General features: G+C 63.4%; 8 protein-coding genes. All 8 read right to left on the bottom strand.

What is annotated here, in order from left to right; all coding sequences use genetic code 11:
- Positions 1 to 8: 8 nt before the first annotated feature.
- The 8 genes from IPM16_01655 to IPM16_01620 are packed head-to-tail and all read right to left on the bottom strand — an operon-like array spanning position 9 to position 10,628.
- Complete coding sequence (locus tag IPM16_01655; protein ID MBK9121816.1) at positions 9 to 854, bottom strand: DUF4157 domain-containing protein; 846 nt, start codon at positions 852 to 854, stop codon at positions 9 to 11.
- A 12-nt stretch (positions 855 to 866) separates the two neighbouring features.
- On the bottom strand, positions 867 to 1,751 hold the full coding sequence (locus tag IPM16_01650; GenBank protein MBK9121815.1) for an FHA domain-containing protein: 885 nt from the start codon (positions 1,749 to 1,751) through the stop codon (positions 867 to 869).
- Positions 1,752 to 1,756: 5 nt separating this feature from the next.
- Positions 1,757 to 2,368 carry a hypothetical protein gene (locus IPM16_01645; GenBank protein MBK9121814.1) on the bottom strand — a complete coding sequence of 204 codons (612 nt, stop codon included), beginning with the start codon at positions 2,366 to 2,368 and terminating at the stop codon, positions 1,757 to 1,759.
- Positions 2,344 to 3,732 (bottom strand): putative baseplate assembly protein, encoded by a 1,389-nt coding sequence (locus tag IPM16_01640; GenBank protein MBK9121813.1) that lies wholly within the window; start codon positions 3,730 to 3,732, stop codon positions 2,344 to 2,346. The genes IPM16_01645 and IPM16_01640 overlap by 25 nt, the downstream gene beginning before the upstream one ends.
- A 13-nt stretch (positions 3,733 to 3,745) precedes the next feature.
- Positions 3,746 to 4,138 (bottom strand): GPW/gp25 family protein, encoded by a 393-nt coding sequence (locus tag IPM16_01635; GenBank protein MBK9121812.1) that lies wholly within the window; start codon positions 4,136 to 4,138, stop codon positions 3,746 to 3,748.
- Positions 4,139 to 4,151: 13 nt separating this feature from the next.
- Entirely contained in the window at positions 4,152 to 5,912 is a 1,761-nt protein-coding gene (locus IPM16_01630) for a hypothetical protein (protein ID MBK9121811.1), read from the bottom strand.
- A gap of 4 nt (positions 5,913 to 5,916) precedes the next feature.
- The gene (locus tag IPM16_01625; protein ID MBK9121810.1) at positions 5,917 to 6,606 is read right to left on the bottom strand and encodes a hypothetical protein; all 690 of its coding nucleotides are present in this window, start codon (positions 6,604 to 6,606) and stop codon (positions 5,917 to 5,919) included.
- Between the two features lie 14 nt (positions 6,607 to 6,620).
- A complete protein-coding gene (locus tag IPM16_01620) occupies positions 6,621 to 10,628 on the bottom strand; it encodes a hypothetical protein (protein ID MBK9121809.1) in 4,008 nt (1,335 codons plus the stop codon).
- Between the last annotated feature and the right edge of the window lie 29 nt (positions 10,629 to 10,657).

Raw genomic sequence — 10,657 nt, 5'->3', positions numbered from 1 at the left:
GTTCGTCGCTAATCGCGCTTCTCCTCGCGCTTGGTACGCACGGCGCCCTGATGGACGGTGTGTGTAAGCTCATGCGCAAGGAGGCGCTGCCCGTCGCTGGAACCGGGGTTGTATTCCCCGGACTTGAAGAAAATATCGCTGCCTGTCGTGAAGGCGCGCGCCCCGATCGAACGGTTCAGCGCGTCCGACTGCGAGCCGGTATGCACACGCACCCCACTGAAGTCGGCGCCAAACGCCCCCTCCATCTTGCCCCGCGTCGAATCATCGATGCTGGAACCGCCGCTGCGCGCGCTGTTCAACTGCGACTCGAACTCGTCGCCGACCGAGAACGCCCCCGCCATATCGACTTCGCTGCGCTGGGCGCGCTTGGCCTGAAGTTCCTCTTCGTCGCCTTCACGTTGGATGCGCTTGGCCTGAAGTTCTTCTTCTTCGCCTTCACGCTGGATGCGCTTCATCTGCAATTCTTCGTCTTCGGGGCCTTGGCGCTGGATACGCTTGGCCATCATCTCGTCTTCTTCGCCCTCGCGCTGGATACGCTTGGCCATCATCTCGTCTTCTTCGCCTTCACGCTGGACGCTCGCAGGCTGGGCAGACGCATCGTTGATCGAGCGCATCGCCTGATCGGCCATCGCGTCGGCCTCTTGCTCCTGTGCGTCATCGGCCGCCGTGACGTTCATCTTGGCTTGGACCGTACCGCCACCGGGAAGCATCATGCGGGCAACCGCACGGTTGCCAATCATGCGCTGCAAGCGGGCAACCGGGTTGGTATCCGCCTGCGGGGTGTTTTCCGGTTCGGCCTTCTGTGCGTGATGCCGCTTTCGGATCAGCTCGCTGTCGTGGTTGAGGTCAGACATAACGTGATCTCCCTACTCTACTTCCAGACGATACGACGCGAACGCAGGGCGCTGCGCGTCGATAAGCCGGTCTGCCAGGTCGGCGCCGAGAGCCGGCGATCCGTTCTGCGGCAGCGGCAGCCGAACGATGAAATGGCACGGGGCATCTTCGATGATTTCCGGTGTTACGCCGAAGTATAACTCAAGAAGCCGTTCCAGCCCTGCTTTTGTGCCACGGCGCAGGAACAGCCAGCCAATCTGCCGCACAATTTCGCGCTGCCGTTCAAGCGGCAGCTCCGGCACGATCAACAGATCGAACCAGCTCCCGATCCACTGCAGCCACTCCGCCGGCGCAGTCTCCGGCGTCCAATACAGGTCCATCGCGTCGATCGTCCACGTGATGGGCGCCATAATCGACTCGAAGATCAACAAGAATCGGCCGAGAAACTCGTCGTCGCTGTAGATCGCAGGAAGGTACTTGAGCCAAGTCGACTTGTCACGCGGGACGCCCATCGGGTGCCCTACCACGAAATCCAACGCTCCGATAGGCGGCAATGGCCCGGAAGGCTCGCTGGCGCGCGGAACGGGCGCACGCTGTGTCAGGATGAGCCGCTCGAGTTTGAGCACGAACGGCCCCGCACGAATCGAGTCGCCGACCGAGATTTCCTGCGCGACACGAGCAGGAATGCGCGTCTCGTTGAAGAACACGCCATTACTGCTGTTCAAGTCCTCGACCAGATACGTATCGTCCTCACGCCACACAATGCGCATGTGCTGGCGACTGATCTCACGATGGTTGAGCACGAGGTTATTGTCGGAGCCGCGGCCGACACGCAGGCCCTGCCGGCCGACGACGATTTCGTCAGTGTCGACTTCGGGGCCGGTCAGGCTAAAGAGTGCGCGGATCTCGTCTGCCATGCGGATTACTCGTTGATGATTAGGTGCTGATAGCTGGCAACGACACCCTGCGGCGGGAGCCGGATTTCGGTGGCCTCGGTCGCCAACGTGAACTGACGGCGATCGTCATAGGTGACCGGGAACAACCGCACCGACCGCACGAAGCTCACGCCGGGCACCGTCAGGACAACCGCCATGACATCGGCAGGGAACATATCGCGCCCGAACGGCCAGCCCTTGCCATCCGGCCCACCGATCAGCGGATTGACGAATTCGAACAGCTTGGCCTCGACCGCCAACCGCACGCGCTCGACATTCTCGCCCGGTGTCACGCGGATGCGGATTTCGGTTTGCACCCATTGGTAGTAGGGCTGCTGAACATCCAGCACCGTCGAAATCAAACGGCGATCATCGAGATAGCTGATGATCTGTTCGCGCAGGTCGTCTTGCAGTTCGAGGCTTTCCGGCACGAGGAACCCGCCGAGCCGCGGCACGCTGGGAATCACCAGCAGCTTGACCTCGCCGGGCGCGGTCAGCGGCGGCCGGAGCGCATACACGCGCCCGATCTGGCCGGGGGCAGCTTGTACGGACAGATACTCGAAGTCGGCTGCGGTCACGGCACGGCCAAGCGAGCGCAAGAAGTGCGGCACCCGCAGCTTGGCGGTCTCGAGGTTTTCCGCGTCCAGCCCCCCGACGCGCCGATGCGGTTCGTCACCCGGCTGATGTACGGGATGCTGGTACGGAGCTGCACGAGCGTGTTGGCGCCGACGTTGCCGACCAATCCGCCACCATGACGGTAACCGGTCATGATCAACATCGCGCCTTTTGCCGGCAGGGCGCCGAAGCGCTGCACGGTGCCGTCACGCAGCGGCAGTGCAGGCCCGAGCCGCACCTCCCCGGTATCGCTGTCGATGGCGTAATGCCGATCGTTCGGCTGCGAGTTTGAAAAGTCCGCGACTTCCTGCCAGCGTTCTTCGAGACCATCCTCGCGGCGCACGAGCAGGTGCTCCGACGACGAACGGGCGAGCACTGGCTTATTGACGAGGAAGAATGTCTGCCCCGGCGAGCCGTCCGAACGCCCGATCACTTCATTTTTCACGATCGTAACGTTGGTCGCGCTGACCGAGCCTCCCCAACTTTGCACGGTGAGCTGGTTGATGCGCGGGCTGACGTTGTAACGGCTGTCGGTGTCGGTCATGTCGAGGCGGCAGCGCAGCCAATATGCGGTCTGCTCGTTGCGCGCCGAACGCACCATCTCCGGCAGGTAGATGCGCACCTGCCCGCTGACATTGAGGCCCATGGTGCGGTCGAACTCGACTTCGACCGGCTCCCACCGTTGTTCGATGCCCGTGCTAAGGACTTCCCAAACATACGGCGGACGGTTCGGGTCGATGCCGGCGCCTTCCGCCGTGTCGACCTCGATGTTCACGCCGATGATGTGGTGGTTAAGCGGGTTGGTGAAGCCGATGTAGAACGCATCATTCTGCGAAGGTGGTTCGGATGCGAAGGCCGGGAACGGCTCGCTGCCTGTTGTCACACTGCGCGCACCGTACATCTGGAAGGCGCGCCGCTCGTCGCCACCGGCGCTGGTCATGATGAACCCGACTTGCGGTACGTCGATCGCCAGCGCGGCGTCGGTCGCAAACACGATCGCGCGGTCAACCTCGGTGCGAATAGTCGACACCTCGGTATTCACCGGCACGGTCATCGTAGTAGCCTGTGGTGCAGACAGCCAAAACGTGACCATCGTGCGCGCGGGTTCGGCCTGCTCAAGGCGCATGCCGAGCAGTTCCATGAACTTGACGTAATGCCGGTCCGGCACGCGGTTGAGCCGGTACAGCACGACATCAGTCATCCATGCGAACAACTCGATCAGCGTAATGCCCGGATCGCTCAGGTTGTGGTCGGTCCACTCCGGCGTATACAGCGGGATACGCGCGCGGGCTTCGTTGACAATGTCGTCAAACGCGCGGTCGTCAAGGCGAGGTGTGGTGAAACCCATAGGTGCGTACCCTCTATTGTGGGATCAGGTAATAAGGGAAAACGAGGCTGCGCGGGTCGTTCGCCCCCTTTATAACATACGAGACTTCCACGAGCAGTTCGCCGTAGTCGTAGTTCCCCGGCGTCACGTCGACGGCTTTGAGCTCGATGCGCGGTTCCCAACGGGTGAGCGCCTCGCGCACGTAGCGCTGCGCAATGGACGCCGTCTCGTTGTTGGCAGGGCTGAAGATGCAGCGGTGGATCTGGCAGCCGAATTCTGGGCGCATGACACGCTCGCCGGGCACGGTGTTCACGATGACGTAGATCGCCTGCCGGATTGCCGTATCGTCCGTAACCGTCGCAAGCTGATTGCGGTCGCCCAAATGGATCGGGAACCCGATGCGACGTCCGACATAGCTGTTTGCCATCGTTCCTCCCCTGTCAGTTGATCTTGACTGAGCCGCCGGAAATCGTCACGCTACCGCTGCCGCTGATCTCGATGTTCGCCGCGCTCAATGAAATCTTGTTGCCGTTTCCGTCCATCGTTACCGTCGCTGAGGACGCCGTCAGCGTGACCTTCTTAGCGTTGTCCTCCATCTTGACGGACAGTCCGCCAGCGGTTTTCAACTCCGCTATCTTGTTCTGGTCGTCCAACTTCAGGAAAAAGCCGGCGACCGTCTTGATCTCCATGAATTTGTCGGTCGCATTGACGTTGATATTATTGCCCGCCGCGTCGGTGAGGTAATAGCCCTTCTTTGTACTCGCTTTGTCAGCCGAAACAAACTCAATCTTCGCGCCGTCGGGCATATACAGACCGCGAAGGCGCGTCTTGCCATCCGCAACGAGATCCGCCACAGCAGCGACCGGCGGGGTGTTGGTCGTGTTCCACAATCCGCCGATGACGAACGGCCGGTCGAACTGCCCGTCTTCAAACGCAACGAGGACCTCATCGTTCACCTGGGGGTTGAACATCAGCCCCCCGGCGGTCGTGGCACCGGCCATCGCAATTCGGGCCCAGTCGGTCTCGATTGATTCACTGAACCACGGAAGCTTGACCTTGACACGTCCGAGGTTGGTTTCACTGTCGTTGATGTTGGTCACCACGGCAGGATAGACGCCGTACCATAACCTGTCGGAGTGCGTGTTGGCCTGCATCAGGCGTGTGATGGCGTTTGGCGTACGCCCTTCGATGTAGAACCGGGTATCGTAGATTCCTTCGTAGAATACGTGCCGAACGACGGTCGGGTAATAGTCGCCGTTGTATTCCTTGAGTTCGGATAACGTCAACTTCTTGCCGGGCAGGATCGCCGGGTTGCCGCGACACAACCCTTCGGCTTCAAAGGCCTGTCGCCGCAAGTCGTCAAAGCGCGCTTCGGCCGCTTTGTTGACGACCGCAAGCGCAGGTGCGCCCAGAACTGTCACCTGTTCGATCGTTGTTCCGAACTGGCCGATCGCCGTGTTGATTTTTCCCATAACCGCTGCGGTCGGCAGATCGCCGGCGGTCTTGGCCGTCTTTTGTGTTCCAGCGAACACCGCTTTTGCTTTAGGATCCCAGCCAAACGCCTTTACCGTACCCACACCGCGCGCAGCGGTGAATCGCGGCCGAAACTCCTCGAGCGTCGACCCATACGCGAGCGATACCGCCGCTTGGCCCGGTATCTCAATTTTCAGTTGGTCGGCTGTCACGTCCCAGCGCACGGTATACCCGTTGCGCGCCGCGAGAAACTGGATGAACTCCAGGGGGGTGACGTTGTTGGCGACGATTGATGGGTGAACCGTGCTGGTTGCGGTGACGTTAACCGCTAATCCCGCCGTCTGGACGATCTGCGTAATGACATCCGAGTCGGTCACGTTGAGAAACGACTGCTGGATTCGGCCGCGATTGAGCCGGTGCAGTTTGTCGTGCGCAATCATGACAATATCGATCGTCATGTCCGGGTTAAACACGTGCTCGTAGCCGACGATTTCGCCTTTGAAGACATCCGTAAGCTGGCCATCCCGCGGCCCCATCTGGACCGTCAGAGCATCGCCGAGCGCATAGGGGACGAACGTCGTATCTTCTTTCCCCGCATACATCGTGATCGTACAGGCGGCCGGCATGTCCGTCGTCAATTCGACCTCGACTCGACGGACGAAGTCCATTTTGGCCTCGGGCATGGCGGTGCCGCCGATGAGGATGTTGAAGCTGTCAATCAAGACCATAGGGCTATACCCGCAGGGTGGTGCCTGCCGGCACGTTGTTGGGGTCGTCGATGTTGTTGTTCTCGGCAACGGTCCGGTAGTCTGACGAGGAACCGCCATTCTGCGCAGCGACGTTGTCGAGCCGTTCGCCCTCGGTGAACTGGGTCGTCTGGCTCTGTTCGGCCGCCATCGCCGCAGCCACCTGTGGCGGAACGTCAGTCTCGTCGATGTACTGCTGTAGGCTGATGGTCACCAAGCTGCGAATCGGGATGCCCTCAGGGCTGAACAACTGAAACTTCTCGGTGATCTGTGTGATGATCGCCTTGAAATACAGATCGCCCCATTCGAACGCTACCGGCGGCGGCGATCCCTTTCCGGCCGAGTCGACGTTGGTCGTGTCAATGAGCGCCATCGTCCACAGCGGTTGGGTGAAACTGCGCACGTCGACGATCTCGGTCGGAGCCGGGTCGACAGAGCCGGTCGGCGGCAGCCGCCACCCCATCGCGTTGTCGAACTGAAGGTTCAACGAAATCGTCTGCGGGCCGCCCTGACTGAAGGAGACCAACGGGAGGTTCAGACCGGCCACGACGCGCGGTGTCCACGTGTTCGACTTGCTGATTGTGAAGTCGGTCGGGTTGAACTGGAAGTAGACAACCTCCTCGGTAATGAGGTTTGTGATCTTGGCCGCTTCAACGTTGCCGCGTGTCGTAGGCATCTCGTCTTTCTCTCCTACCTGCTCGAACCGGTCAGCCGGTCGAATTCGTTCCTGAGCCGCCTGCGGAGGACATACATCACGTCCTCGGCAAGCTGGTCGACATCGAGGTCGATGTCGTTTGTGGTGTCGTCAGTGCCGGCCCCGATGTTTCCGTCGGGCTGTTCAGGTGCCTCTGCCACCGAACGCTGGATACTCGCACCTTGCGCCGGTGGCTGGTCCGCGGACACCTGCGGTGAAGGCGCAATCATACCGGCCGCGATCATCGCCTGTCGCAAGTCCATTCCGGCATACGGATTCGCCGGTGAAGGCACGTCCGGCATGCGCTGCACGTGAGGCTCGGGCGGACGTGGACGCTCGATCGGGTCGAACGGCAACGACTCCGGCGATACCGGCTCGGAAGGTTCAACACTGGGCTGAACGCGCCGCGCCCCATCCGTCGTTGAGCGGGCGATACGTCTGGGCCGGCCGATCGGATGCGCATCGGGCCGGTCAATCGCCGGGCGCGGGCTGGACACCGCGAACACCTGTCCGTCGACCGAGTCCTTTCGGCGCTGTACCGTTCCGGCTGCGCCTTGTGATGTGGGTGGCTCGGCCGGGGTGGGCAGATCGTCAAACGGCAGCACACTCGCCGTGTCCGGCGTGCGCTCTACCGCCACGGGTGGCGTCTCCGCGGCCGATGCGACCGGTGCGGGCCTCGATGTCTCGTGCACGTCAGTCACGCGCTGAACCGGTGGCGCCGACGCCGATTGCGTCGGTGCGCTGGACGGCGTGCGTGACGCCAAAGGTTCGTCAAACGGAAGCGGCGCTGAAACATCCGGTTCGCGCTGCACGGCCGACCGTGGCTGCTCAGGCGCGCTCGCCGCGGCAGTAAGACCGTCGGCCGGCGCCTCGGACACACCGTCGTCGTCCATGTCACGCTGAACCGGTACAGGCGCTGGGCTTTCGGGCGTAGTGACCGGGGCCTCAAACGGCAGAACCGCCGGCGTGTCTACAGCACGCTGCACGACCGCGTGGGGAGTCTCCGCCACTGATGCAGCCTGTTCGGGCTTCGATGTCTCGTGCGCGTCGGGCAGGCGCTGAACCGTTGACACTGACGCAATTGGATCTGGTGTGCCTGATGGCGCAGCGGATGTCATAGGTTCGTCGAACGGAAGCGGCGACTGTGTTACGTCAGGCGCGGCCGGTGCGGTCGCTTCAGCCGAGACCGACTCGGTCGCCGCATCTGCTAGCGTCCCATCGCCGGGCTGGCTGTCGGCGGTGTCGCGCTGCACCAGTGGTGAATCGGGCGCAGATGCTGTCGATTGATCCGATCCCCGCGGCGCGTCGAACGGCAGCGCTTGAGCAGGCTCCGGCGTCCGTTGAAGGACGGTGTCGGGCGCTGTGCTTGGGCTGGCGGGGACCGCCGGCGTGTCACTCTGCGCTGCTGGCGATGAACGGTCGTCAGCCACGCGCTGCACAGCGGCGGGAGCTTCCGCGTTGGACGAAATGTCAGGCTTGTCGAACGGCAGCGACGGCGCCGTATCGGGCTCGGTTGCGCTGCTGTCCTCGACGGCATGCTGTATCGGCTCTGGTTCTGAAGGGGCCTCCGGGCCGGACGAAGGCGCAGGCGTATCGAATGGCAGCGACGGCGCCGTATCAGGCGCGCGCCGCGCGTCAGGCACCGACTGCTGTTCAGCTGGGCGGGCTTGCGAAACGGCCGGAGAAATGTCAGGCGTCAGCACATGCGACGAGTCGGGGGTGCGCTGCACAGTCGCTTCCGCGCCGGCGTCCACTGGAGCATCAGCGTCGGATACACGCTGGATCGCTGGCGGTGCGCCTGACGGCGCATCTGGCGAGACATCCGCCGCATCGAACGGCAGTGCTGCCGGCGCGTCCGGAGCACGCTGGCCCACGGGCGCGGGTGGTACGCTGGCGCTTGGGGGCGCATCTTCGACCGCCGCAGTCGCGCTGACCGCCTCCATGTCCTCATTCTTCGTCCGTTGAATGGACGGAGTGGAACCGTGCTCCGGGTCACGCGAATCGGGTGCGGACGGTGGCGTGTCGACCGGCAGTGCTGCCGGCTGATCCGCCGTACGCTGCACGGCAGGCGAACGATCCGGCGCATGGGTCGCGACGGCGCGCGGCGGTACTGCCCCGGTGGCGGTGCTGTCCTCGACGGCACGCTGTATCGGAGATGGCTCTGACACGGCGGCCGCGCTGGGTTGTGTTTCCGGCGTCGATTCCGGGTCATCAAAGGGCAGCGACGAGGGCAGATCGGGTGCGCGCTGAACGGAGGCCGCGGCCGTCTCGGGAGCGCTTGGCGCAGGGTCAACGACCGGTTGTGAATGTTCCGGCTTTGATATCCCGTCCTCGACGTCGCTGCGCTGAATAGGCATCGGCGCGTCCGGCGTCGGCGTCATAGGCGCGGCACGTGACGAAGTGTCGTCAAATGGCAGATTGACCGGCGCATCTGGTGTCCGCTGCACACTCGGTGGCGTGGCCGACGGAACATGGGCCGGGGGAGGCGCTGCATCCGTGGACGTCGCCGCGGTCACGAGCGGAACGGCATCTGGTGCACGCTGCACTGCCTGTGGCTGCGCGGGCGCGGGCTTCGCACTCGCCGCCGGCTCACCGGGTGCCGGAGCACCGGGCTCGGCTTGGTTAGGCGTACGCTGTACCGTAGGGCGCGACGATTCAGATGAGGCCGACCTGTGTACGATTTGTCCCGCTGGCGTCGGCGGGGTACCCGCTTCGTCACGGCGCTGGATCGACGGTGCGGAGTCGGATGGTTGCGCGGCTGCCTGCCGATCGGGCGCTGTCTCAGGTGAATCAAATGGAAGCGCCGCAGTCGGTGGTTGAGCCGGTGCGCGCTGAATAGACGGTGACACCGGCGGTGCGGTTTCACCCGTTGAGGCAATTGGTTCCGCATCACGCGGTTCGGGTGGAGTCGCGTTGACCTCGTCCGCTGCCGCTGACGAGAGTTCCGGCGCCACAGGGAGTTCCGGTTCGCCAAACGGTACAGGTGGAGCGGCATCCGCCGCACGCTGGATGGGCGCGGGCGCGGCCTCGGTGGACGAACGGTCCGGCTCGGCTTGCCCCGGTTCGTCATCGAATGCAAGCGCTTCATCGACTGAAACCGCACGCTGAATGGACGGGCTGGCCGCAGACTGCTCGGACGGTGACGCATCCGGCGAGTTGGTTTCAGCCGGCCCTGCCGCATCGGATGTGGGCGGTTCGTGCGCACTAGGGGCTTCGGCGGCCTCTATGGCGCGTTGTATTGCGTCCGGGTTGGTGCCGGCATCAGACGGTGCCGATGTGGACACCTCATCGTCGTCGGTCGATTCGCTGCGCTGCACGGACTCGGGTCGTGGTTCCGGCTCGCGCGGCGTCGGTTCGGGTGTGGACGACGGCGCATGGTCGGTCGGCTCACGCTTGTCTGCCAACGCCTTGGTCTGCACATATTCCACGCCAATGTGCCCGCGCGGACGAATACGCCGTCCCGAATGAGTCGCTGTCTCTTCGGGCGCCGGCGGTTCCGGCACTTCGGAGAGGAGCCTGTCGAGACGCTGTTCCCGGTTTTGCACGACTTTGGCTTCACGCTGCCGGGTGAGCTGCATGTGTCTCTTGATCGCCGGATCGACCGGTCGGGAGTCGACCGGGATGGCCTGCCCCTGATATTCGGTCGGGAGATCGTGCGACGGCAGCGTTTCGGTAGCGGTGTCGTCGCCTTCGGCGCGCTGAATCGGTGCAGCGGATCGCGGCTGGGCGACAAATACCTCGCGCGGCACGTATTCCGGAACTGATGGCGCGGCGGGCGGGGCAGTCCCAATCGGGTCGATCGGGAGCAGCGGCGGTTGACCGAAGCCTGTCGCCTCAGGCGTAGATTCGGCAGTCGTACGTTGAACTGCTGGTGGAAGCGCGCTCGGAACCGGGTCTTGCAGGCCGGCCGACCAGCGCGGCGCTGGGACGGACGCCGGGCGCGACGTCGTTTCGGTCGACGGCGGGCTGTAGTGACGCATGACGGAACGAGAGAAATCGCGCATCCGCGTTCCCATCGTTCCTCTTGTGCTGC

The organism is Candidatus Flexicrinis affinis (assembly GCA_016716525.1).
GTDB classification, from domain to species: domain Bacteria; phylum Chloroflexota; class Anaerolineae; order Aggregatilineales; family Phototrophicaceae; genus Flexicrinis; species Flexicrinis affinis.
This window is presented reverse-complemented; position numbering and strand designations above follow the sequence as displayed.

What these genes read in the sequence shown, in the direction of transcription:
- IPM16_01620 (MBK9121809.1), bottom strand. Translation starts at nt 10,628, where the DNA reads ATGCGCGATTTCTCTCGTTCCGTCATGCGTCACTACAGCCCGCCGTCG.
- IPM16_01625 (MBK9121810.1), bottom strand. Translation starts at nt 6,606, where the DNA reads ATGCCTACGACACGCGGCAACGTTGAAGCGGCCAAGATCACAAACCTC.
- IPM16_01635 (MBK9121812.1), bottom strand. Translation starts at nt 4,138, where the DNA reads ATGGCAAACAGCTATGTCGGACGTCGCATCGGGTTCCCGATCCATTTG.
- IPM16_01655 (MBK9121816.1), bottom strand. Translation starts at nt 854, where the DNA reads ATGTCTGACCTCAACCACGACAGCGAGCTGATCCGAAAGCGGCATCAC.
- IPM16_01630 (MBK9121811.1), bottom strand. Translation starts at nt 5,912, where the DNA reads ATGGTCTTGATTGACAGCTTCAACATCCTCATCGGCGGCACCGCCATG.
- IPM16_01650 (MBK9121815.1), bottom strand. Translation starts at nt 1,751, where the DNA reads ATGGCAGACGAGATCCGCGCACTCTTTAGCCTGACCGGCCCCGAAGTC.
- IPM16_01640 (MBK9121813.1), bottom strand. Translation starts at nt 3,732, where the DNA reads ATGGGTTTCACCACACCTCGCCTTGACGACCGCGCGTTTGACGACATT.